Origin of the sequence: Prosthecobacter gellanilyticus, assembly GCF_007992435.1 — a bacterium.
GTDB lineage: Bacteria > Verrucomicrobiota > Verrucomicrobiia > Verrucomicrobiales > Verrucomicrobiaceae > Prosthecobacter > Prosthecobacter gellanilyticus.
Genome location: NZ_BKAG01000058.1, coordinates 1 through 23672, shown reverse-complemented (window position 1 = coordinate 23672; position 23672 = coordinate 1). Strand labels below are relative to the sequence as shown.

21 protein-coding genes and 1 tRNA gene are annotated in these 23672 nt (G+C 59.2%); 14 read left to right on the top strand and 8 right to left on the bottom strand.

Going from position 1 to position 23672, the window contains the following annotated elements:
- The first annotated feature begins 46 nt into the window (after window positions 1-46).
- Window positions 47-2875 carry an ATP-dependent DNA ligase gene (locus BGE01nite_RS25145; protein WP_218033098.1) on the top strand — a complete coding sequence of 943 codons (2829 nt, stop codon included), beginning with the start codon at window positions 47-49 and terminating at the stop codon, window positions 2873-2875.
- Window positions 2876-2923: 48 nt separating this feature from the next.
- On the opposite strand, the gene BGE01nite_RS25140 is transcribed toward BGE01nite_RS25145, so the two are convergent.
- On the bottom strand, window positions 2924-3589 hold the full coding sequence (locus BGE01nite_RS25140; RefSeq protein ID WP_146854956.1) for a dienelactone hydrolase family protein: 666 nt from the start codon (window positions 3587-3589) through the stop codon (window positions 2924-2926).
- Window positions 3590-4481: 892 nt separating this feature from the next.
- On the opposite strand from BGE01nite_RS25140, the gene BGE01nite_RS25135 reads away from it, so the two are divergent.
- The gene (locus tag BGE01nite_RS25135) at window positions 4482-4838 is read left to right on the top strand and encodes a hypothetical protein (RefSeq protein ID WP_146854954.1); all 357 of its coding nucleotides are present in this window, start codon (window positions 4482-4484) and stop codon (window positions 4836-4838) included.
- Window positions 4839-5084: 246 nt separating this feature from the next.
- On the opposite strand, the gene BGE01nite_RS29150 is transcribed toward BGE01nite_RS25135, so the two are convergent.
- Window positions 5085-5228: a thioredoxin domain-containing protein gene (locus tag BGE01nite_RS29150; protein ID WP_170267053.1), complete on the bottom strand. Its 144-nt coding sequence runs from the start codon at window positions 5226-5228 to the stop codon at window positions 5085-5087.
- Window positions 5229-5289: 61 nt separating this feature from the next.
- On the opposite strand from BGE01nite_RS29150, the gene BGE01nite_RS25130 reads away from it, so the two are divergent.
- Genes BGE01nite_RS25130 through BGE01nite_RS25115 form a run of 4 tightly spaced genes read left to right on the top strand, consistent with a single transcriptional unit; the run spans window position 5290 to window position 8259 of the window.
- Window positions 5290-6207 carry an ABC transporter substrate-binding protein gene (locus BGE01nite_RS25130; protein WP_170267052.1) on the top strand — a complete coding sequence of 306 codons (918 nt, stop codon included), beginning with the start codon at window positions 5290-5292 and terminating at the stop codon, window positions 6205-6207.
- Complete coding sequence (locus BGE01nite_RS25125) at window positions 6204-6443, top strand: hypothetical protein (protein ID WP_146854950.1); 240 nt, start codon at window positions 6204-6206, stop codon at window positions 6441-6443. The genes BGE01nite_RS25130 and BGE01nite_RS25125 overlap by 4 nt, the downstream gene beginning before the upstream one ends.
- On the top strand, window positions 6440-7453 hold the full coding sequence (locus tag BGE01nite_RS25120; protein ID WP_146854948.1) for an ABC transporter permease: 1014 nt from the start codon (window positions 6440-6442) through the stop codon (window positions 7451-7453). The genes BGE01nite_RS25125 and BGE01nite_RS25120 overlap by 4 nt, the downstream gene beginning before the upstream one ends.
- Window positions 7453-8259, top strand: a complete 807-nt coding sequence (locus tag BGE01nite_RS25115; protein WP_146854946.1) for an ABC transporter ATP-binding protein — start codon at window positions 7453-7455, stop codon at window positions 8257-8259. Before BGE01nite_RS25120 ends, BGE01nite_RS25115 begins: the two co-directional genes overlap by 1 nt.
- 236 nt (window positions 8260-8495) lie before the next feature.
- On the opposite strand, the gene BGE01nite_RS25110 is transcribed toward BGE01nite_RS25115, so the two are convergent.
- Window positions 8496-8586, bottom strand: a tRNA-Ser gene (locus tag BGE01nite_RS25110).
- Between the two features lie 209 nt (window positions 8587-8795).
- On the opposite strand from BGE01nite_RS25110, the gene BGE01nite_RS25105 reads away from it, so the two are divergent.
- Entirely contained in the window at window positions 8796-9734 is a 939-nt protein-coding gene (locus BGE01nite_RS25105) for a sugar phosphate isomerase family (RefSeq protein WP_146854944.1), read from the top strand.
- 333 nt (window positions 9735-10067) lie between these two features.
- On the opposite strand, the gene rseP is transcribed toward BGE01nite_RS25105, so the two are convergent.
- Together rseP and dnaG are read right to left on the bottom strand one after the other, a co-directional pair.
- On the bottom strand, window positions 10068-11594 hold the full coding sequence (gene rseP, locus BGE01nite_RS25100) for an RIP metalloprotease RseP (protein ID WP_146854942.1): 1527 nt from the start codon (window positions 11592-11594) through the stop codon (window positions 10068-10070).
- 135 nt (window positions 11595-11729) lie between these two features.
- Window positions 11730-13544: a DNA primase gene (gene dnaG / locus BGE01nite_RS25095; RefSeq protein WP_146854940.1), complete on the bottom strand. Its 1815-nt coding sequence runs from the start codon at window positions 13542-13544 to the stop codon at window positions 11730-11732.
- 102 nt (window positions 13545-13646) lie between these two features.
- Between dnaG and BGE01nite_RS25090 the strand changes: the two genes are divergently transcribed.
- Window positions 13647-14339 carry a GntR family transcriptional regulator gene (locus BGE01nite_RS25090; RefSeq protein ID WP_146854939.1) on the top strand — a complete coding sequence of 231 codons (693 nt, stop codon included), beginning with the start codon at window positions 13647-13649 and terminating at the stop codon, window positions 14337-14339.
- 105 nt (window positions 14340-14444) lie between these two features.
- On the opposite strand, the gene BGE01nite_RS25085 is transcribed toward BGE01nite_RS25090, so the two are convergent.
- Entirely contained in the window at window positions 14445-14657 is a 213-nt protein-coding gene (locus BGE01nite_RS25085) for a hypothetical protein (protein ID WP_146854937.1), read from the bottom strand.
- An 84-nt stretch (window positions 14658-14741) separates the two neighbouring features.
- Between BGE01nite_RS25085 and BGE01nite_RS25080 the strand changes: the two genes are divergently transcribed.
- The 3 genes from BGE01nite_RS25080 (at window position 14742) to BGE01nite_RS25070 (ending at window position 17027) form a co-directional block, all read left to right on the top strand.
- Entirely contained in the window at window positions 14742-15656 is a 915-nt protein-coding gene (locus BGE01nite_RS25080) for a LysR family transcriptional regulator (protein WP_146854935.1), read from the top strand.
- A gap of 68 nt (window positions 15657-15724) precedes the next feature.
- Window positions 15725-16480: a nucleotide excision repair endonuclease gene (locus tag BGE01nite_RS25075; protein WP_170267051.1), complete on the top strand. Its 756-nt coding sequence runs from the start codon at window positions 15725-15727 to the stop codon at window positions 16478-16480.
- A 91-nt stretch (window positions 16481-16571) separates the two neighbouring features.
- Complete coding sequence (locus BGE01nite_RS25070; RefSeq protein ID WP_146854931.1) at window positions 16572-17027, top strand: Dps family protein; 456 nt, start codon at window positions 16572-16574, stop codon at window positions 17025-17027.
- A 72-nt stretch (window positions 17028-17099) separates the two neighbouring features.
- On the opposite strand, the gene BGE01nite_RS25065 is transcribed toward BGE01nite_RS25070, so the two are convergent.
- A complete protein-coding gene (locus BGE01nite_RS25065; RefSeq protein ID WP_218033097.1) occupies window positions 17100-18545 on the bottom strand; it encodes a sulfatase in 1446 nt (481 codons plus the stop codon).
- A gap of 184 nt (window positions 18546-18729) precedes the next feature.
- Here BGE01nite_RS25065 and BGE01nite_RS25060 point away from each other — a divergent pair, with 184 nt between their 5' ends.
- Complete coding sequence (locus BGE01nite_RS25060; protein WP_146854929.1) at window positions 18730-19395, top strand: RNA polymerase sigma factor; 666 nt, start codon at window positions 18730-18732, stop codon at window positions 19393-19395.
- A gap of 5 nt (window positions 19396-19400) precedes the next feature.
- Here BGE01nite_RS25060 and BGE01nite_RS25055 read toward each other — a convergent pair whose 3' ends face one another.
- Window positions 19401-20711 carry a L,D-transpeptidase family protein gene (locus BGE01nite_RS25055; protein ID WP_170267050.1) on the bottom strand — a complete coding sequence of 437 codons (1311 nt, stop codon included), beginning with the start codon at window positions 20709-20711 and terminating at the stop codon, window positions 19401-19403.
- 180 nt (window positions 20712-20891) lie between these two features.
- On the opposite strand from BGE01nite_RS25055, the gene BGE01nite_RS25050 reads away from it, so the two are divergent.
- Complete coding sequence (locus tag BGE01nite_RS25050) at window positions 20892-22277, top strand: mandelate racemase/muconate lactonizing enzyme family protein (RefSeq protein ID WP_146854925.1); 1386 nt, start codon at window positions 20892-20894, stop codon at window positions 22275-22277.
- A 3-nt stretch (window positions 22278-22280) separates the two neighbouring features.
- The gene (locus BGE01nite_RS25045) at window positions 22281-23453 is read left to right on the top strand and encodes a hypothetical protein (protein WP_146854923.1); all 1173 of its coding nucleotides are present in this window, start codon (window positions 22281-22283) and stop codon (window positions 23451-23453) included.
- The last annotated feature ends 219 nt before the right edge of the window (window positions 23454-23672 follow it).

Sequence of the window (23672 nt, the reverse complement as noted above, 5' to 3'; positions counted from 1 at the left end):
TGTTTTCTCCATCGCTGCCGCTGCTTCGTATCTCCCCTGCCCTCTCATGCCGTCTCTGCTAACCGTCACACATCGCCAAGGTATTTATCTGCCGGAGCCTGACCTGTGGCTGGATCCGCACTTTCCGGTGAAGCGCGCCTTCATCTCGCATGCTCATGCGGATCATGTGGCGCGGCATGCGATGACTTTTTGCTCGGAGCTGACCCTTCATCTGATGAAGGAGCGCTATGGACTGAACAAGGACGCGGTCTTTCATGCGCTGCCGATGCGTGAGGTGCATGAGGTGGACGGATGGGAAATGCGGCTGCTGCCGGCTGGTCACATTCTTGGTTCGGCGATGCTGCACCTAACCCGGAAGAGTGATGGCGCGACGCTGCTCTACACGGGGGACTACAAGCTGAGGCAGGGTTTGAGCTCGGAGAAGTGTGAGCTGCTGGAGGCAGACACGCTGATCATGGAGACAACCTTTGGCCTGCCGCAGTTTCATTTCCCACCGATCGCGGAGGTGATCGCGCAGATGCTGAAGTTTGTGCGTGAGACGCTGGAGGACGGTGGCATTCCTGTGCTGCAGGGATACTCGCTGGGCAAGGCGCAGGAGATCCTGTGCGCGCTGAACGAGGCGGGGTATCCGGTGATGCTGCACAAGGCCGTGTGGGAGATGACGGAGGCCGTGAAGGATGTGCTGGGCAAGGTGCCGGAGTACAAGCTCTTTGATGCGGCGCATGCGAAGGGGCATGTGCTGCTGTTTCCACCGAGCAACAGGAAGTCTCTTGCGCTGAAAAAGCTGAAGGTCTGCCGCACGGCGATGATGACGGGCTGGGCGATGCAGCCGGGAGCGCGGTATCGCTATCAAGTGGATGAGATTTTTCCGTTGAGTGATCATGCGGACTATCCGGAGCTGCTGGATACCGTGCAGATGGTGAAGCCGAAGCGGGTGTATCTGGTGCACGGGTACACGCAGGAGTTCGCCGCGGATCTGCGCGCGCTGGGGTATGAGGCGTGGACGCTGGAGAAGGCGGACCAGATGGAGCTTCTTTTTGGCGAATCGCGTGCGACGAGCTCGAGCGAGCCTGTGGACATGATGACCGTTTCGTCTCTTGCAGATGCGGAGCACGCCGGGTTTTCGCAGTGGGCGGCGGTTTGCGCGAAGACGGCAGAAGAGTCCTCGAGGCTGAAGAAGATCGAGGTGCTGTCCACATATCTGCGCGGACTGCCCGAGGAGGATCTCATCAAGGCCACGCGGTATTGCTCAGGCATGACGAGTGATCCGGCGGCGGGCGAGGTGCCGCTGAACACAGGCTGGTCGCTGATCCGGCGTGCGCTGCAGATGGTGAGCGGGGTGAGTGATGTGGAGTATCGTGCCATCTCGCGCAGCCAGGCGGACACGGGGCGCACGGCCTATCTGGTGCTGCAACGCGCAGCGCTGAAACCGCAGGCGGTGTCGTTGGAAGAGATCGCGGTGCTCTTTGACGGATTGAGACATGCGAGCAGCCAGGTGGCACGGGTGGATCTACTGCGAGAGACGCTGATGAAGCTCTCCGCGCATGATGGATCCTGGCTGGTGCGGCTGATGACCAGTGAGCTGCGCATGGGCTCCAAGGAAGGCTTGATCGAGGAGGCGGTGGCCGCGGCCTTTGACCAGAAGGCAGATGATGTGCGCGAGGCGGCGATGCTGTGTGGCGATATCGGCCGCGCGGCGAGCCTGGCGAAGGCGGGAAATTTGGAGGAGGCCAAGCCGAGGGTGTTTGTACCGATCAAGATGATGCTGGCTTCACCGGAGGAGACGGCGAACGGGATCTGGGTGAGGATGACTGAGGGTGAGGCAGGTGCGGTGGATGCTGCAGTGGCGGATGGGGAGGTCGTGTTTGAAGCAGAGGGGCAAGTGGAGGTATCGGACCGTCTTGAAGATACTGGAGCTTTGGAGACTTCGACGAGACAGGTTACAAACCTGTCCCACTCTGTTTGGGTGGAGGACAAGTATGATGGGATCCGGGCGCAGGTGCACAAGGTGGGAGAGCGGGTGGAGATTTTCAGCCGGGATCTGAAGCCGCTGGGCGGGCAGTTTCCGGAGGTGGTGCGTGCGGCACAGGGCCTGAAGGCGGATGTGATTTTGGATGGAGAGATCATCGCGTATGCCGAGGGGAAGAAGCTGACGTTCTTTGATCTGCAGAAGCGCCTGGGACGGAAGGATCAGGGAGATCTGTTCCTGGCGAGTGACATCACCGTCAGGTATGTGGTGTTTGACCTGCTGTGGCTGAACGGCGATTCCCTGCTGGAAAGTTCGTTAGCGGATCGGAGGGCTGCCCTGGAGATGCTGATGATGCCGGAGGGCATGGGCTTGATCGTGGTGGAGAAGGCGGCGAACGCGGAGGAGATCGAGGCGCTGTTCATGGCGGCGCGCCGGCGTGGGAATGAAGGGCTGATCGTGAAGGATCCGGCGAGCGCCTACAGTCCCGGACGACGCGGCAAGGCCTGGCTGAAGCTGAAGAAGGCTTTTGCGACGCTGGATGTGGTGGTGGTCAAAGCCGAGCAAGGCCATGGGAAGAGATCCCATGTGCTGAGTGACTACACGTTTGCCGTGCAGGATGAGAACGGAGTGCTGCGGGTGATTGGCAAGGCTTACAGCGGGCTGACGGATGCCGAGATCGAGGAACTGACGGAGCACTTCACAGCGAACACGCTGGAGGAGAATGGGCGTGTGAGGTCGGTGGTGCCAGACACGGTGCTGGAGATCGCGTTTGATTCGATCCAGGCGAGTTCACGACATGACAGTGGTCTCGCGATGCGGTTCCCGCGAATCAAGGCGATCCGCAAGGACAAGACGCCTGCAGAGATCGATACGCTGGCCTATGCGCGGAAGCTGGCGGGAGTGTGAGGCCGCTGCGCTCGCCGATTCAAAATGACATTCTTTTCGAGAACTGGTCTAAGCGAGAGCGGGCACCGATTCCATGTGCTCGACAAACCATTGGGAGGCGGCTTCGGCGACGAGTTCAAGCGCCCCGGGCTCGCTGAAGAGGTGTGAGGCGCCGGGAATGATGCGGAGCTCGGTCTCGCAGCGCATCTCAGCGCGCGCCTGCTCGTTCAATCTTGTGCCCCCCTCGTCTTTTTCTCCGACGATGAGCAGTGTGGGTGACATCACTTCCGCCAGTGATTCATCACCCGCGAGATCAGGCCGCCCCCCACGTGAGACGACAGCGGCGATTCTGTCTGCCTGCTGGGCGGCGACCTGCACGGCCACAGCGGATCCAGTGCTGCTGCCGAAGAAGCCGAGCGGCAACGCGGCCAGTTGCGGCTGGCAGTCCGCCCATGTGCAGGCATCCTCCAGACGATCCGCTAGAAGCGGGATGTCAAAACGATGCTGCCGGGAGGAGGAGTGGTCCTCCTCCTCTTCCTCGGTCAGAAGGTCGATGAGCAGCGTGGCCAGGGATGCTTCATGCAGGACCTCGGCGACATAGCGGTTACGCGGGCTGATGCGGCTACTGCCACTGCCATAGGCGAAGATGACCAACCCGACCGGGTCGTCGGGCAGACGTAGCGTGGCCTGGATGAATTTGCCATGACGGCAGCAAATGCAGATTTCAGAACTCATAGGGTGCAAGAATAGGTTTCTGGAAGTTCTTCCTTCGCCCTAGAAAGGATCGACGGGGAGACCGGCGACCGCCGCAGGCCGAAGCACGGCTCATCCAACCGCTCACGCCGGTTCGATGCCACTGCCAAAGCTTGTGCCCAAGATGTCAGGGGGGAAGACACTGCCACTCCGAGCATTCGGCGCGGAGACGCGCTGTGGGTGGGTGTTTCCTGCCAGGGTTTTCCCTGATTTGGGGATACGGGGGATGAGGGAGGGAGCCTAACAAACAATTATTCCTGAGAGAGACTGCTGCTTTTGAGACGAGGACGCTGTCCAAAGGGGCCTCTTGGGTCAGTTGGACGGAAGCGGGTTTCGGGCAGTGTGATGGGCCCGGGAAAGGGCTCTTCTCTTGATGAACACATCTGCATCTACTGAATTTGAAGCGATGCTGGCATCCGAAGCTGTGTCGACGATGACGCTGATCTCGAATGAGGCTCGCCGAGCGAGGACCGCGCCTCGGACTGCGGACCGCTTGCCTTTCGCTGGGTCTTCGTTACCGGGGCCTCCAGGACGCGGACACCGACTGGGGGAGAGACGACACCTCGGTCGAGGGAGATCCAGGTGAATCCGACCAGATCCAAGTTGGTTTCACCGTCCCTATCCAAGGCCTCGGACGGCAAGGAAGTGGACGGTCTTCCGTCAAAGCATCGGGCTGCGGGCGCATGGGGCTCAACTTTCGGAGAAAAGTTGGTAACGTTCGCCGATCCAACCGGTATTTACCTGTTAAGAAAACAAGTCCTACGTTCAATGAACTAAAGCCAAGAACTGCCAGGAAGGACCATCAATACCCTACAAATATCGTAAGCAAATAAATGTCTTGCTACGAAAGAAGCTATTTGTTAAAATTATAACCATGAGCGAAATTCCATTTTCTCATAAGGTCGAGGCAGAGGACGGAGATCCCCTGCTCAAACAACCCTGCGGCTTTACCGTGAAGGCTGCGGTCCTGGACAACCGCCGCAGGCTCATCATCGAAGGCTGGTTTCATGCAGCCGCGCGTGATGCCGAAGGGGGGACCCTGTCCCCGTTCCTACCCCGTCAGTTCCCTTTTGAGAATGATGGGGAAGAGATCGACGGCGCGTGTTTGCTTCAGTTCGAACGCGGGACGTTCCCGATTACGCAGGCGTTTTATTGTGCCAATACTCACCACGTCAACATCACTCGAGAAATCCCCCAGAAACTGCACCGAACGCCGCGACACATGGTTTAGGGAAGACCGGAGGAGTGAGGGAATCCGAGTGAATCCGACCTGATCCAGGCTCTTTTTTCACAGGAGCATTGGAGATTTGGAGATATTGGGGCGCGGGCGTTCTTCCAAGGAGCGAGGGGTGGCGCTCAGTGCATTCAATTTGGGAAACCAGCTTCGTGAGGCGCACTCAGCGAATCCAAGTCAATCCAACCTGATCCAGGTTATTTGAGCCCATCAAGCTCGATGATAGCCACACTCATCCTCAGTTCAGCACATGGCTTTCTTCATCTCGGCGATCAGTTGATCGGTGGTCCACTGATTGCCGTCGAAGACGCGCTGGATGCGGCCTTGGGCATCAATGACGATGGTGCGGAGGTTGTGGTCGATCAGGCCGTCCTTCTGGCTGACCATGAGACCGAAGCGTGAGCCCCATTTGAGTACCGCTTCTTGTTCGGCGGTGTTCTATCAATCCATGAACACTCCTCTTTCCCGTAAAGAATTTCTTCTGAGCCTGCCTGTGGCATCGGCGGCGTTTCTGGGAAGCTGCAAGAAGGACACGACGGCCGAAGTGACAGCAGACGGTCTGATGAAGGTCAAGCTGGGCTACATGGGCCTCACCTGCGAGGCTCCGCTGTTTATGGCGATGGAGCTGGGCTTCTTCAAGGAACAGGGGATCGAGGTGGAGAAGATGAAGGTCGAATGGACGCAGTTCAAAGACGTGATCAACCTGGGTGGCATCCACATCGGCCAGCAGCCGGTGATGATGTTTCTGAAGCCGATCCAGGAAGGCCTGAACATCAAGATGACCGCCGGTGTGCACAAAGGATGTCTGAGGGTGCAGGCGCCGAAGGGCGGAGCGATCTCCAAGGTGGAAGATTTGCGCGGCAAACGCATCGGCGTGCCAGGCATGGGAACACCACCCTTCATCTTCGCCAACCGAACACTCTCCAGGCACAAGGTGGATCCACGGACGGAGATTGAATGGCGTGTCTTCCCTTCCGGCGAACTGGGTCTGGCACTGGAAAAGGGCGAGGTGGATGCGATCGCCAACTCGGAGCCGATCGGCTCGCTGATGATGGCCTCTGGCAAGGTGCAGAACGTGGCCGACCTGGGTGTGGACACGGAGTATGCTGACGAGTACTGCTGCAGCATCATGATGAACGCGGCCTTTGCGGAGAAGAACTCCAAGGCCGCAGCAGCAGCGACGAGGGCGATCCTGAAAGGCGCCAAGTGGGTGTCCGTGAATCCTCATGCAGCAGCGCGTTTGTCCATCGAGAAGGGCTATCTGGCCTCGAACCCTGAGCTGAACGCCCAGGCTCTGGGGGCGCTGCCCTTTGAGCCCATGGTGAGCGGCGGCCGGGAGGCGTCAAAGCCGCGGCGGAGGACATGATGGCCATCGGCATGCTGAGCCCGACGACAGACATTGAGGCCATCACCAATCAAATCTACGTGGAGTTTGAAGGTGTGAACGATGCGTGGCTGAAGACGCTGGAGGTGCCGAAAGTGGCCGGCGGCCAGATCCACGCCGACCAGCTGGAGCGCGTGGCGATGGAGATCCGGACCATCGGCGCGCCTGCGTATGTGCAGACCTGCTGCACAAGCCCTTCCATGATTGTTGCGAGATGAATTCTGAAGTTTCCCCAACGGCAGCCACTCCAGAAGTCTGGCCTGAATTGAATCAAAGGGCACCCACGCTGACCTGGCGCAACGGGCTGAACCTGCCTCTTGCTGCAATTGTCGCGCTCATCGTGCATCTGGTGGTGGCAGGCGAAGAGCCTGCGATGGAGACGCAAAACTACTCGCTCTTTCTTGGCGGGCTGGCAGGCATCGGATTTCTCCTTTTCGTCCTGCAGTTCAAGCTGAGCGGTCTCCGCCGCTGGCTTCGCGAGACAGGTCCTGTCCTGGCGGGTGGCATTGTGTTCCTGGCGGTTCTTGAAGGGGTGACCACCGGTCTGCGCCTGCTGCCCCTTCCCTATTTCCCGAGTCCTGCGCGTGTGCTGCAAAGCATCATCACGGACCGTGGAATGCTCTGGAACAGCACCTGGCATTCGCTCTTTCTGCTGGCCAGCGGATATGCGCTGGGTGTGATGGCTGGCTTGGTTTCCGGTGTGTGCATCGGCTGGTTTGCGCCTGCGCGTTACTGGGGCATGCCAGTGCTGAAGGTGGTGGGGCCGATTCCTGCCACAGCGTGGATTCCGCTGGTGCTTGTGCTCTCGCCATCAGCGCTGTTTTCCGCGATCAGCCTCATCGCCCTGGCGGTGTGGTTTCCAGTGACGATGCTGACTTCATCAGGCATCTCGAACACACGCGCCTCTTATCTGGATGTGGCCCGCACGCTGGGTGCGAAGCCTTCGTATCTCATCTTCAGCGTGGCCATTCCGGCGGCGATGCCTAACATCTTTTTAGGTCTCTTCATGGGTCTCGGCGCGGCCTTCCTGACACTGGTGGTGGCTGAGACGGTGGGTGTGAAATCTGGCCTCGGATGGTATCTCGGCTGGGCCAAGGAGTGGGCGGAGTATGGCAAGGTCTACTCTGCGCTGGTGGTGATGGCGGTGTTCTTCTCCACCATCATGACGGCACTTTTCAAGGTGCGTGACCGTGTGCTTGTCTGGCAGAAAGGAACGATCAAATGGTAATGGCTGCATCTCAGACATCGACAACTTCCAATGTCACTGCCGAAGGCTCGTCCTTGCGCGTGTGTGATGTGAGCAAGCGCTTCCTCAGCCCTGATGGCACGGAGTTCATCGCTCTGAAGTCCGCCTCGCTGGAAGTGGGCTCGGGCGAGCTGGTCTCGCTCGTAGGTCCGAGCGGCTGCGGGAAGTCCACGCTGCTGCGATTGATCGCCAGCCTGGACACACCGAGCGCGGGAGAACTGCTGGTGGGCACCGAACCGATCACGGGTCCTGAAGCGAGCCGCGGGCTGGTCTTCCAGGATCCGAATCTGTTTCCCTGGCTCACAGTCCGCCGCAATGTGCAGGCTGGTCTGGTGGCCCGGGGTGTGCTGCAGCAGAAGGCGCATGAGGTGGATGAGTACATCCGGCTCGTGGGACTCGAAGGCTTTGCGGACAGCTTTCCGCATCATCTGTCAGGTGGCATGGCGCAGCGTGTGGCGCTGGCCCGTGCGCTGATCAATCATCCAAAAATTCTTTTGCTGGATGAACCCCTGGGAGCGCTGGATGCCTTCACCCGCATGCGCATGCAGGACGAGGTGCTGCGGCTGTGGCAGACACGGCGCACGACCATGCTTTTTGTTACGCATGACATCGATGAGGCCATCTACATGAGTGACCGCATCGTGATCATGTCACCACGCCCAGGGCGGATCGAGCGCATCATCGATGTGAACCTTCCGCGTCCGCGGCAGCGCAGCAGTCCTGAGTTTTTGAAGCTACGTGGAGACATCCTGGAGCTGCTGGACTTCTCCCATCACACAGACGCTTGAGAGAGCGGGGTGGTGGGGTGGTTTGAGCTCACTCTCAGAGTGAGTTTGATCTCCATTTGAAGAGGCAAGGCGAGGCTTTCGCTGCTCTCTACCAAATGCCTTGTGGTGTGCACAGGCTTGTCCGCCTTGTCGATCCATGGGTGTGCCATTCGAAGCCGGGCGGCAATAGGTGGAGCCCATCCTTCGCTCTGCGAGCTTCGGAGGTTGTTCTTCGTCTTGGTGAGGTCGGCGAAGAATGGCGGTGAGGGAGGGATTCGAACCCTCGGTAGCGGATAAGGCTACGCATCTTTAGCAAAGATGTGCTTTCGACCACTCAGCCACCTCACCAAAACGTACCCGCGCTTGGCGGGTGAACGAGCGTTATCTATCGCGATGCCATTCGTGACGTCAACGCAAAAAAACACCGGGTGAGGATGAAAATATCACACTAGGCCCGATCAGGCTTGGCAAAGAGACCCGTCCCCCTTCAAACTCGATATATCCGGGGCACGGTGCCCGTCTTTTTCTTTCACTTTCAACCTCAGAACATTCATCCCATGTCACGCAAGCTCAGCCACATCGCTCCCGACTGGTGGGACTATACCACTCTGGACAACTCTCTGATCAATGATGCCGCCCGGCTTACCGAGCGCGACCTGCGGCAGCTTTCGCGCCCCGGTTTCAAGGTGGTCATGTATGACACGCTGGAGGAGTTTTACCTGGCCGAGGCGCTGGAGTACATCCACGCCTGGCGCCAGGCCACGCCGGACAATCCAGCGGGCATCTGCGGGCCGATCGGCCCCACGGAGCAACTGCCGCTGGTGGCCCGTCTGATCAATGAACTGGGCATGTCCATCAAGGACGGGCACTTCTGGGGCATGGATGAATGGTATGATCCAGACACGAAGAAGGAAGTGAGCATGGATCATCCACTGTCCTTTGAGAAGGCGGACCGTGAGATGTGCTTTGACCGTATCCAGAAGAAGCTGGTGATGCCGGACACGCAGCTGCATTTCCCAAAAGCGGACACGGCGCCGTTCATCAAGAGCTGGAGCTCGGGTGTGCGCTGCATTGTGATGCAGGGCGGCCAGGGTGACATCAAGCACTGGGCTTTCAATGATCCGCTCAAGCGTACCGGCAAATGGAAGAACGAGCCACCACCTGCGGCAGAGTATCGAAAACTAGGCACGCGCATCGTGGACCTGCACCCGATCACACTGGCGCAGAATGCGCGCACGTCTGGCGGCGGGAACATCACCATGGTGCCGAAGATGGCGATCACGGTGGGGCCAAAGGAAACCTGGATGGCCGAGAAGGTGAGCATCTGGCATGCGGGCAAGCATGACAACCCGCTGGGTCAGCGCCTGACGGCGCTGATGATCTCGAAGCGCCTGGTGGACAGCAGCGTGCCGATGTCACTGCTGGCGGATCATCCGAATGTGCAGTTCAACTACTTCCGCGGCGGCCTCGGCGAGGTGGCGGTGGAGATGCATTGATCAGCGATCTTTGAATGAAGCGTGTCTCGGTGACGGGACACGCTTTTTCGTGGAGAGGTTCTTTAACCACGAAGAGACACGAATGATGGAGCCGGCAGGGATGAGGCGTGACGCTTTTCACCACAGAGGTCACAGAGGGACACAGAGGCTTAGAGAGAGGACGCGCTTGTGTTTCTCCATGCCAAGAATTTTCGCATCACCTGTTAGGCGCGCACGGGATCCTTTGAAGATGGAGGACGCTGGGTGCGCACGAGAGCGGTGTCGACGAGGCACGGTTGCTCCCAGCCTCTCTGCCACCGCACTCCGGGACGCTATCGCAACTTCGGGGCTGTGTTACTTCGCTGTGCGCTGGTCTTTGGGCAGCCAGCTGATCTCATCAGCCGGGTTCTTGCCGCCACCGGGAAGGATGTCTCCCGTGTCCTTGAGGGTCACGAAGACGAAGAAGCAAAGGAGACCGAGCACGCAGGCAGTCTGGATGAACTCAAGGATGCGTCCGCGAGGTGGACGACCGCGGATGGCCTCGCCAATGCCCATGACAATATGGCCGCCGTCCAGCACCGGGAACGGCAGCAGGTTCATGAGCGCAAGGTTCACGTTCAGCACGACGCTGAACCAGAGGACCTGAAGCAGGGCTTCCGAGTCCTGAAGAAGATTGTAATACACACGGCCAATGCCGATGGGGCCGCTCATGTGGGCGGGGCTGATGTCTGAGCTCGATGTCACAAGCTTCTGAATCATGCTGACAAGTGCCTTGGCGGAACCTGAAACCTGCGCCCACACACTTGGATGCGCCAGTTTACGAGCACCGGTGGGGTGCCATTTGAAGCCGGCCAACGGCATGGTCCAAGTCGTTGGACGCTTGTCAGGCAGGCGCGGAGTGACTGTGATCGTGCTCTCCTTGCTCGCGGCACTCTCCTTGTCTTTTCGGCGAATGATGACCTGGATGGGCTGATCGGCACGGGTCTCGATGTAATCGGAGAACTGAGCCTTGTGGAGCAGGGGCTGGCCATCCACGGAAAGGAGTTCATCCTCCACCTGCAGTCCAGCATCGTCAGCAGGTCCATGGGGCATGACTTCGCCAATCATGGGCACTTCCTTGCCGGTGATGCCGATCTTGCGCAGGGGCGGACGATCAAAGATGAAGCTGAAGACCTTCTGGAACCAAGTCTTGGGCTTCTCCTCTTTCTTGTCCTCAGGTGGCCAGGCAGTAGGATCCACATCGATCGGTGCCAGAGCCTGGCCATCACGCTCGACCTTGAACTGGATGGTCTTGCCCTCACTGGAGATAACGTTCCAGGTGACGGTGTCCGTGGTCATACCCTCGAAGCGCTTGATTGGCTGGCCATCGATGCTCAGGATCTTATCTCCAGGCTTGAGACCGGCTTTGCCAGCGGGGCCATCCTTCACCACATAACCAATGGTGGTGGTGACCAAGGGCTCGCTCTCAGGCTTGCCCAGCCAGCAGACGAAAACGGCAAAGAAGCAGGCGAGCATGAAGCTGAAAAGCGGGCCGGCGAAGGCGACGATGATCTTGTCCAGCGGACTGATGGGAGGCAGGGGCTCTGTGCTGGAGCTTTCACCCTCGATGGCATCCATGGGAGCCATCTGGGGAAGCTTGACAAAGCCACCGGCCGGGATGCAGCCGAGTCCATACTGCACGCCATTGATGGTCTTCTTCCAGAGAGGCTTGCCGAACCAGATCTGGAAGGCCTCCACCTTCAGGCCCCGCCAGCGGGCGGCCAGGAAATGGCCCCACTCGTGGACGAGAATCATCAGATTGAAGACGAGCAGGACTTCGAAAATCAGGATGATGAAGTAGAGGGCTTCACCGACGGGGCCAAGGGAAGAGAGCCAGGACATGCAGGGGGGGACGAGGTCAGGGAAAAGAGCGCCAGGGGGCGTGGAAGGAGAACGGAAAGCTACCACCCACCTCCAACTCGGCAATGGGCAGATGGAGGGAACGCGAAAATCTCACATCCCGGGACTTTTACGCCTCTACATCTCCCGTTTGACCATTTGCTGCTGCACTTTGTTGATTTCCTGGTGCAGGGCCCAGATTTCTCGTTGTAGCTCGGCAATGTCTTCCGGGGTTAGGCCGGGTTGTTTGAGGTGGGTCTGCAGGCGTAGTTTGAGCATTTGCAGCCGAGTTAGCTCTAGAGCGCCAAAAGCGTGCTCCGCTGCCGCCAGCCCGCCCGAAGCACTAGATTCGTGCAAAAGCTGGTTCAGTGCGGACTCCTCGTCCGGCTGGAGGGTGGTGAGGTAGACATTCACCGCTACGGGGTCAACTGAGTCAAACTTCCCCCGCCAAACCAGAGCTAGCAACTCGGTACCAGGGACGTCCCTGAGAACCTCGTCATGCTCTTGGTGTCGCAGCCAATCCAAAACTTGGGCATCCGCCAACGCAAGACGGACAATGTCGAGAGCATTTTTGTCTTGGGCTGCGATAATTTGCTGACCAGAAGTTTGAGTCGGCTGGTCCGTTTTTGAACCCTTACGCTCTGCCTTCAATTGCGAACGCTCCACAAAATTTCTGACAACCTCTTCCGATAGCCCAAGTTTGTAGGCAACTCTCATGATGGTTGCCTGCTTTTTCACAGGTTCTGGGAACAAGTGAACATTCACTGCCATCTCTTGGACCACTTTAACCTTTTGTCCCATGTCATTAAGGTCTCTTGTGCGAGCCAAGTGCTCTAGTTGGAAATCGATGAAGTACTCGGCTGCCTCAATTCTCTTTGAAAAGGCTTCGGCACCTTCCTTCCTAAGAAGAGAATCGGGATCTTCTCCTCGCGGCAAGCCCGCTACCTTTATTACCAACCCTGTGGGAGCAAGAACCTGAAAGGCACGTTCCGCAGCCTTTAAACCTGCATTGTCCGAATCATAGCAAAGCACGATTTCGTCCGCTAAACGCTTCAAATGCTTTGCGTGCACCTCAGTAAACGCGGTGCCTTGACCAGCGATAGCGTTGGTAAAGCCAGCCTCGTGGAGCATGAGGGTATCAATCTGCCCCTCACATACAATCGTTCGTCCAGCCTTGGAGATGTTCCGCTTGGCGCGGTCAAAGCCGAAGAGGACCTTGCTCTTGCTGAAGATGGGCGTCTCAGGCGAGTTCAGGTACTTCGCCGCCTTGGCATCGGCCTGGAGCAGACGACCACTGAAGGCAATGACATCACCATTGTCATTGCGGATGGGGAACATGAGCCGGTCGCGGAAGCGGGGGTAGGCATCGCCACGCTCCTCGCTGAAAATGAGGATGCCAGCATCAATGAGGATCTGCCTGCCAAACTTCTGTTCTGTGGCCCACTGGCGCATGAGCTGGCTGTTCGTCGGTGAATACCCGAGCAGCCAGTTTTTGGCGACGGCGGAGTTGATGCCACGTCCTTTCAAATAATCCCGCGCCGCGGCAGCCAGCGGGCTTTTCATGAGCAGCTGGTGATACCACTCCGCAATCTCCTGATGCACGCGGATGAGCTGTGTGCGGTGCTTCGCCTCCTTTTCAGCATTGGCATCCCAGACCTCTTCCTGGATGCGGATGCCGGCGGAATCACCCAGGCGTTTCACGGCTTCCATGAAGGTCAGGCCCTCATTGTTCATCAGGAAGCGGAAGGCATTCCCCCCTGCCCCGCAGCCAAAGCAGTGGTAGGAGTTCGTGGAAGGCCGGACATTGAAGGAGGGGCTCTTTTCGTTGTGGAAGGGGCAGAGGCCCACCCAGTTCGTCCCGGCGCGGCGCAGCTTCACCGTACGGCCGATCAGGTCCACGATGTCTGTGGAGGCCAGGATCTGCTGGAGGGTTTCTTCGGGGACGCGGGACATGAACTGGGGAGGGACGAGAGAGCCGTGAATCCTGGCAAACTCAAGAGGGAGTGGCAAGAGAGTTGCCTAGAGGCCGGATTGACGCCAAAGACTCTCCTGTACATGCCCGCCCGCCCACGAGCTGCCCTGCCCCTCGCCTCTGCCAACGTCCCCACGAAGCAGCGGGCGGTGTATGAGGCGCTGCGGACGGAGATCCTGAACGGCGCGCTCAAACCCGGGGAAGCGATCGTGATCGACTCCCTGGCGAAGCGCTTTCAGGTCAGCATCATCCCCGTGCGTGAGGCGCTGCGCCAGCTCCAGTCTGAGCGGCTGGTGGAGATCACCCCGCACACCGGCGTGCGCGTGACCATGGTGGACGTGGCCTCACTGGGGGAGATCTTTGCCATGCTCGGCGCGCTGGAGGGCATCTCAGCCGTGCAATGCCTGCCGCATCTGGCGGAAGGTAATCTCCTGGAGCTGGAAGCGCTGCTCAAGAAGATGGAAAGCAGCGCGCAGAAGGGTGATCGCGCAGGCTTCGAAGCCGCCAACCGTGAGTTCCATCTGCTCCCCTGCCGTATCGGTGGGTTCACGAGAGTGGAGCAGACATTGCAGTCTCTTTTGACCGAGTGGGAGCGCCTGCACCGCAGCGCTTTCCCCTTGGCGCAGCCGCCTGACATGGTGGCGGCGAACCAGGATCATCGGGCCATCGTCAATGCGCTGAAAAACAAGGAGGCGGCGAAGCTCGGCCCCTTGCTGGCGAGGCACAATCAGACAGCGGTGGAGCACTACCAGAAGTTCGCAGAGACGCTGAAGTGATCGCGGAAGGCGGCATGCTGACGCCTGCCGCTGCCTCAAACCTTGGCGTGATGATTGTGCTGCTAACCCATATCTCGGCATGCTGACGCCTGCCGCTACGCCGGGTCAGAGGAGAGTGCTGTCGTCCTGCTTTTCGAGGCGGCCGATCTTCTTCTTGATGGTCTCGAGATGCACAGTCATCTCATGCAGAGCCTTGAGGCTCTCTTTCATGGTCTCCTCGTCCTTCAGATGTGGCAGGGCCGGATGGATTTTCATCATCTGCAGGGCGATGTTCTTCGCGGCTTCACGGATGTGCTGGATGGCTTCAGGACGGGTCATGGATGTACGGCGACTTTGATCAAACTTGTGCCCTCTGGCAACCACGGGAGTTGTCAGACCTTCACTCGACGGCTAAAACAGCTCATGGACCTGCGACATCTGCGCTATTTTCAAGCCGTGGCCGAGGAGCTGAGCTTCTCGAAAGCGGCTCGTCGCCTGCGCATTGCGCAACCCGCGCTCTCACGGGCCGTGCAGGAGCTCGAACAGGACATGGGCATGCAGTTGATTGATCGCAGCCGCCGCACCGTGTCTCTGACACCCGCAGGCAGTGTGCTTCTGGCGGAGACCGCCGTGGTGCTGGAGCGTCTGGATGAATCTCTGCGCAAGGTGAAGCGCACCGCCGCAGGTGAAGAGGGTGAATTGAGGCTGGGCTACATCGGCCCGCCGACCCAGATCTTCCTCGGCCGGCTGCTGGCCGAGTATCGCCAGCGTTTCCCAAAAGTATCTGTGCACCTTGAGGAGCGCACCCCGGAACGTGTCTGGGAGATGGTGGCGAAAGGACGTCTGTCCGTGGCTCTCACGCGTCCCGTGCCCGGCCAGGGCGAGCGTGCCTTGAGCACTCTTTTGCTCAGGCAGGAACCTTTGGGCATCGTGGTGCCAGGGGGGCATCCTCTCGCCGGCAAAAAAAACATCCCTTGGAAAAGCCTCGCGCAGGAGCCGCTGATCGTGCTGGCCCGGCGTGAAGGCGTGGGCCTGCATGATGAGATCCTCGCCGCCTGCCGCACCGCAGGCTTTGCGCCACGCATCGCGCAGAACCCGAGTCTCATGGGCACCGTGCTAACCTATGTGGAAGCAGGCGCCGGTGTGGGCATCGCCACGGACAGCGTGGCCGCGGCTTCCTCCATACCTCCTGGCTTGCAGTACATTCCGGTAACTCCAGAACACACCGTGCCACTGGTGATGGTATGGAATCCCGATGAGCTCAGCCCTGCCGTGAAGGCCTTTCGTGATCTCGTGAACGACTGGCTGACCAGCGGCAAACTCTGGCAAAAAGCCTGATCGCGGCGGAGCAACTTCAGCACCTCCCGAGTGGACATCCATCGGCGATGAAGCAGCTTCCCGTTCGGATGTCCTCAGTCAGCGCCAAGCAACCCCAACTCTTCCGGATCGAGAATCCTCTCTCGGCACGGCTGGGGAATGAGTTCTTTCGCGCGCTGCCGGGCGTGCCTGGCGTGTACTTCTTTTACAGTCAGACGAATGAACTGCTCTACATCGGCCAGTCACTGGATCTGCGCTCGCGGATCGGCAGCTACCGGCATGTGACACCGGAAAAAAACGCCAAACGAACTTTGCGTTTGGTGCATCGTGTTTTTCGCATCGAGTGGAAGACCTGTGACACCGCTGAGGAAGCCATCGAACTCGAACGCATGCTGCTGCTGGAGTATCGTCCGAAATTCAATCGCGCCGGCGTCTGGCAAGGCGAGCCATGGTGGCTGAAGATCAATGTCGAGGCTGGCAAGCTCATGCTCTCCCTGAGTCGTGAGGAAGGCGGCACCGGGCCGCATCCATCAGCCTTTCGTCATGTCTATGGCAGCCTGGCCAGATGCCTTTACAGGCTCACCTGGCCATCCGCACCGATCTCGACTTATCCGCATCGTTTCTTTGATGCTGCGGTGCCTTTGAATCTCTCCATCACCTTGCCTGAGTCGTCTGATCTCGTCGCGACATTGCAAAGTTACGTCACAGGAAATGCTGAGACGCTACTCACCCTGCTCGACGCCATGTCCATCGGCATCACGGAGAATGAGATGGAATACTGGAACGAGGAGCGGGAACGACTGAAGAAGTATGCGGCGAAGGCAAGGAAGCTGATGCGGAAATAAGGCCGTCACCTGATCCCATGAACGAGAGGTGGCTGAGACGTCGCTCGCTGGCGATCCATCCATTGAAGGCGGCCAATCCGTATAACCGGGTATGAAAAAGGACTCCACCCACCCCACTGAATTGACAGACAGCCTGAATCAGGTTCTCGCCGATTCCTATGCCTTGCTGTCACTAACCCATCTTGCGCATTGGAATGTCGAAGGTCAGGGCTTCTTCGCGCTGCACACAGCCTTTCAGACGCAGTATGAGGAGCTGTTCACAGCCGTCGATGAGATCGCCGAGCGTGTGCGTGCCCTGAATGCGTATGCCATTGGCGGCCTGAGCAGGCTGGCTGAAGTGGCCCAGATGGAGGAGTTTGTCTCGCCGCTCTCGCAGGAGGACTATGTGAAAAAGCTGATCAAGGCTAATGAGAAGCTGCTTTCAGACGCGGTCAAATGCCGTGACCTCGCCGGTAACACCGATGATGCCGAGACGGAGGATCTCATGATCAACCGTGTCACCCTGCATCAGAAGACCGTATGGATGCTGAAGAGCTTCCTGAAGTAACCGCGCCCACCCAACGCAACGCATGTTAGGCCGCTGCGGCTTGGGCCAGCACGCGGCCTTTCACGTGTGCCGTCACTCTGCATTCTTCGCGTTCTTCCCCTTCCCTTTGCCCTTGGCGGGCTTCTTTTCACCGCCATCGCCGTTGCCACCTTTGCCGCCGGAGGTGGGCCTAGCTTCCTCTTTTGGGAACACAGCGGCGAGGCGTGTCTTGACCTCGCTGCTGGCAGCGTCGCTGGCGAGGTTTGTCCACTCATACGGATCCTTGCTGTGATCGTAGAGTTCCTCGCTGCCATCCGCATAGCGGATGTAGCGCCACTGGCTGTCACGAGCAGCGTGATTGCCCTTGCCATGCGAGCACACAGCCACGTGGTCCCAAGCAGCTTTCGGATCTTTGAGAAGCGGCACGAGGCTGGGGCCTTTCACATGCTCTGGCAATGGCAGGCCGGTGAGCTCGCAGAGCGTCGGGTAGATGTTCGTGTAGTCCACAGAGGCGGTGCAGGATGTGCCGGGCTTGGTGATGCCTGGTGCCGTGATAGCAAAACTGGTTCGGGTGGTTTCCTCCCAAAGCGCAAACTTGCGCCAGTGCTGCTTCTCGCCGAGCGCCCAGCCGTGATCCGTCCACCAGACGATGATGGTCTTGTCCTTGCGCGGGCTGGCATCCAGACCATCGAGCAGACGGCCCACCTGATCATCGAGAAAGGAGATGGTGGCCAGATAGGCCTGCACCGCTTTCTTCCACTGATCTGACTTCAGCACCTTGGCGTGATCCCCTTCAGGACCTGCCATCTTAACGCCCGCTTTAGGAATGTCTGCCAGGTCATCTTCCTTCACGGTGGGCAGCTGGATGGAATCGAGCGGGAAGCGGTCGAAATACTCACGCGGGACATACCAGGGCAGGTGCGGTTTGACATAACCAACAGCGAGGAAAAGCGGCTTGTCTGCAGGCGCTGTCTTGAGGTGGTTGATGGCCCAGTCCGTGAGCTTGTAGTCACCCATGTCAGAGGGCTTTCCATCCACAGCGCCCCAGTCGAAATGACCACCCTTGAGGCCGTTCATGTTCTCCTCATGCTCGGCGATGCTGGGGAAGAGGCCCGCCCACTCCGTCCAGGTGTCCTTGCGGCCTTCGGCATTGATGTTGTGGTAGATCTTGCCGCCGCCGAGGGTGTTGTAGCCACTGGCCAGGAAGTGCCGGTTGATCGTGTTCACATCCTTCAGCACGCCCGCAGCAGGGTCGCCATTCGTGTAGATGCCGGTCGTCCAGGGGCGCAGACCGCTCATCAATGCGGCTCGAGAGGGGTTGCAGGCCGGGGCCGCACAGTGGGAGTTCGTAAAGGCCGTGCCGCGAGCCACCAGGCGGTCAATGTTAGGCGTCTTCGTCTGCGGATGCCCGCCCAGGTAGGAGGTCCAGTCATTGAGGTCATCCACCGCGATGAAGAGTACGTCCGGCTTGTCCGCCGCCTGGAGGGTCAGGCCGCTCAGGGCGAGCAGCAGGGAAAAGAGAAGGCGCGAGAGTTTCATGAGCCCCCATGAACGACGAAAGCCCGGCAGCCTTGCACGAGTCTGATGGCATAGACTGCACAGTCTTTGACCCACCCGACCGGGTAGCTGGAGATTGCCGAAAGAAAGATTTTTTCATGGCGGGCCGCTCTCAGGGTGACACGAGGTTTGACACCGGGCACGAACCGCAGAGAATCAGAAGCTAATGGAGGAGACGCCGGAAATCCCAGAAGAAGTTAAAAAAGAGAAAGGCCTGTGGGAAAAAACCCGCAAGTCTCTCATCGAACGTCTCAACAACTGGGAAGATCAGCGAACGTGGAATGAGTTCTACCAGACCTACTGGCGCCTGATCTACTCGGTGGCCACCAAAGCCGGCCTGACCCGTGAGGAGGCCTTTGATGTGATTCAGGAGACCATCATCGCCATCGCCCGGCAGGTGCAGAAGGGTCAATATGATCCCCGCGCCGGTTCTTTCAAAGCCTGGCTGCTGCAGATGACCCGCTGGCGTGTGCTGGATGTGTTCCGCGCCCGCAAGCGCCAGCCCTCCCTGGCCGACCAAGGCAATTCGGAGAGCGAGGAGACGAGCAATCTGGCCCTGGAGCGCCTGTCGAACGAGAAGGACAACCTCCTGGAAAGCATTTGGGACAAGGAATGGCGGGACAACATCACCTCCGCCGCCATCGAGCGAGTGAAAGCCAAGGTCTCGCCGAGACAGTTTCAGATTTTCGACTGCTACGTGATGAAGGGCTGGGGCGTGAAGAAGACCAGCGAGGCACTGGGCATCAATGCCGCCCAGGTCTATCTGGCCAAGCATCGTGTCGGTGCCCTGGTAAAGAAAGAGGTCCAGGGACTCGAAGGCACGATGCTCTGATCGGATCAATACACGATCTGCACCTCATCGCCCACATTGCAGAGGCCGAAGAACTTCTTCGCCTTGTCATAAGGCAGGCGGATGCAGCCGTGAGAGGCCGGACGGCCCGTGACGTAGCCGCTGTGCAGGCCGATGGCGCTGCAGTTCAGACGCATGAAGTAGGGCATGGCCACGTGATACAGCGTGGAGGTCCATGACCGATGTTTGTCCGTGATGACGTAGCGTCCGGCAGGTGTGTTATAACCCTCACGTCCGGTGGAGACGGAACAGGTGTCGATGATCTGGCCTTCCTTGGTCACCCAGGCACGCTGGCGGCTGAGATCAATGGTCACCAGAATTTGCGGCTCCGACTCGGGCTGACGACCAAGGATGATGCGCATGAGGAAAAGATACCCCTGAGTCGCCGCAAAGTTGATGGGGTAACGATGATACCTCGTGGTGCAGCGATCCGGCTTGGCACCCCAGCGCAGCAACTCCGCCGCGCCTTCCACATCACCACGCGCCGCGCAGGCAATCAGCGGTGTCACACCGCGATCATCCGAGAGCGCATTCTTCAAATCCTTGATGGTCACACGATCCAGCAGTTCCTTGCTCACCGGGGCAATGAAGCGAGTATTCGCATCTGCGCCTGCGGTGAGCAAAGCCCGATAAATATCCGTGCCACGGCGCAGTGAAGCCAGCGCCAGGGGAAGCTGGTTCTCGAGACCGTATTTAGTGACGTCTGCACCTCCGTGCACCAAAGCACGCACGCTGTTCGTGGCCGAAAGACGCACGGCATGACACAGCATGGTATCACCAGCAGGGGTCTGCTCATTCGGATCCGCACCGCGGGAGAGCAGTTCGCCGATCCACTCCGCGTCATCGAGCATCACCGCATACTGCAGGAGTGGCAGGCCTCCGAGATCCGGGATCACGTTATGGAAGAGGGTGGTGACGTCATCCTTCAACGGTGTCCACGTCCACTCGATCTTCGGGACCGATGGTGCCTTCGTGATAACAGGTGGAGAAGGTGGGGGAGGCGGAGGTGCTGGCAGGACCTTCATGGGCTCCACGGGTGCCGGCACGGGTGCTGGTGCTGGTGCGACCTCACGAGCCGGAGGCAGTTCCTGATTCGCAGGCAATGCCGGGCGGATCGTTTCCGGAGGAGACAAAAGGCTCTTGGGTGCCACGGATGGCTGCCTGGAAGCACTGAGCATCGGAGCTTGGAGCTGCTTCGGCGGGCTCGCCTCCGCAGGACGATGTTCATAGATCAAAATGGCCACCACCAATCCACCGATAGCAATCACCGCCGCGACGATGCCGTAGATCACGGGCATCAGTTCGTGGAGGAATCTTTGAAACCATGTAGATTTCGGAACCATCGGGGGAGAATGCTTAGCGATTCATGATCATGAGTCGAGTCACGATTTGGCAGCAGCGGGATTCTTGCCACACTGACCCTCTCATTTTTGCCTCTAGCCAGTCCACCTGATCCAAATTTTATAACCTAACCAGACATGAAACCTACCGACATCCGAGTCACCGCCGCTTCCGTTTACTTCCTGCCGGTGACCATGCGCGTGCCGCTCAAGTTCGGGCCGGAGACCGTGACCAGTGTTTCATGCCTGCGCGTGAAGGTCGCCGTCACTGATCGTGGTGGCAAGAGCGCCGAAGGCTGGGGCGAGACCCCGCTCAGTGTCTCCTGGGTCTGGCCGAGCACCCTGGCTGTGTCGGATCGCCTGCGCCGCATGGAGGAGTTCTCCAGGCGCCTCGCCCAGGAACTCGTGAGCAGCGGGCTGGAAGGCCACCCCATGGAAATTGGGGCTGATTTCATTCATGGCCCTCTGGCCGCGACCTTGAAAGCCGCGAATACGGAAGCGGGAGGGCCGGAGATGCCTTACCTCGGTTCGCTCGTGGCCTTCAGCGCCTTTGACATCGCCATTCATGATGCCTTTGGTCACCTGCTGAACAAGGATGTGTATGACACGTATGGGCCTGACTTCATGTCGCGTGACCTCAGCGCCTTCATCCACGCCGAGGAAGGCAGCGGCATTGATTTCCGCGGCCGCTATCCGCAGGACTATTTGGTGCGCGAAGCTCCGAAGCAGCTCCCCGTCTGGCATCTCGTGGGTGGTGTGGATGCATTGGAAGCCTGTGATCTCACCGGCAGCGAGCCGAAGGACGAGCATCCCCTGCTGCTAGCGGACTGGATTCAGCGTGACGGCCTGACGTGCCTGAAAATCAAGCTGCGCGGCACGGATGCCGCCTGGGACTATGAGCGCATGGTGCGTGTGGGCCGCATCGGCCTAACCAATGGTGTGCGCTGGCTGAGCGCCGACTTCAACTGCACGGTGAAGGATCCGGAATATGTGAATGCGATCACGGACCGCCTGCTTGCCGATGAACCGGAGATCTATGCGCGCACGCTGTATGTGGAGCAGCCCTTCCCGTATGATCTGGAAGCACATCAGATCGATGTGCGCAGTGTCTCCGCACGCAAACCGCTGTTCCTGGATGAAAGCGCGCATGACTGGGAGTTCGTTCGTCTCGGACGTCGTCTCGGCTGGAGCGGTGTGGCGCTGAAGACCTGCAAGACTCAGACCGGCGCGCTGCTCAGCCTCTGCTGGGCCAAGGCGCACGGCATGCCGCTGATGGTGCAGGACCTCACGAACCCCATGCTGGCCATCATCCCGCATGTGCGTCTCGCTGCGCACGCGGGGACCATCCAGGGAGTGGAGTGCAATGCGATGCAGTTTTATCCGGATGCCTCCGTCATCGAGGAGCGCATTCACCCCGGGCTGTATCGCCGTCGTGGTGGTGTGGTGGACCTGAGCACACTCAAGGGGAGTGGCTTTGGTTACCGCATTGATGAGATTGGACGTAAACTTCCTGAACCCTCGTAAGCCATGAAAAACCTTCTCTCTCTTTTCTGCCTCTGGTCTCTCAGCGCCGTCACGGCGCTGGCAGGATCGCCGAATGATGAGGCACGCTATCTGGCAGGGCTGAACATCGATGGCTCCACGCTCGAACCCTGGGCGCGGGAAGGAGCCTGGCAGCAGCATGCCTCGGAGTTTCAGCGCGCCTGGGTGGACGTGGAGGATCGCCAGCTCGGCCCCATCCGCACCTGGATGCCCGCGAACCTGAACTTCGTCTACTCGGACCCAAGCCCGCTCTTTTATCCTTTCAGCGGACCTGACATGCTGTATGCGCACGCGTTCTTTCCGAATGCCAGCACCTACATTTTGTGCGCACGCGAGCCGGTGGGAAACCTTCCTCAGATCGAGGCCCTGGATCCAGCGGTGCGCGCCGCAGCGCTCGCAAACCTGCGCAAGTCCCTGAATGCCATCCTGAGCTTCAGCTTCTTCATCACGGCTGACATGAAGAATGATCTGAATGCCACGCAGCTCAGCGGTACGCTGCCGGTCATCATGGTCTTCCTGGCACGCTCTGGCTGCCAAATTAGCAGCGTCGAGATGGTGAAACTCAGCAGCAGTGGTGACCTCACCACAGACAAGTCCAAGACACCGGGCGTGAAGATTGTCTTCCAGGGCACCACGGGCCGCACACAGACGTTGTACTACTTCACTAGCGATCTCTCGAACTGGGGCATCAAGAGCAATCCGGGCTTCATCGCCTTCTGCAAGAAGCAGGGCCGTGGCAATGGCTTCACAAAGGCAGCCTCTTACCTCATGCACATGAGCGAGTTCACCACCGTCCGTGATTTCCTGCTCACCAACACACGCAACGTCGTTCAGGATGACAGCGGCATTCCCCTGCGCTTCTTCAATGGCAATGAATGGATCATGGGCCTCTATGGCAACTACCCCGGGCCTATCGAACTATTCGCCAAGCATGACCAGCCGGATCTTCGCGATGCCTTCGCGCATCACAAGGCCGGCGACCTGCCCTTTGGCTTCGGTTATCAGTGGGGACGCGGAGTCTCCTCTTTGATCGTCGGCACCGCGTTGAGCTCCGTGCCCAAGGCAGGATCCACGGTAGAACCGGTCTCAGCCTCACCACCTGTCGGAACGCCACCGGTCGGAAGCCCACCCGTGAAGGCTGTGCCGGTGGAAGAGTGATCCTGGTTTGTGTCCGTCGGATCATGGGAGGCATTCTTCCTGCCAAACAGGTGTCGATGGGTGCCCCACCAGATGGCCGCAGGAAGCCAGATGCAAAAGCCACCCAGAATGCCGAGCGTGGCAAAGCCCACTTGAGTTAGATCCTGCGCTGCATGGAACGCGGTGAACCAAAGCTCGCCGTGAAGAGCCGCGATCACGAAAAGAACCAGCCAGCCCGCA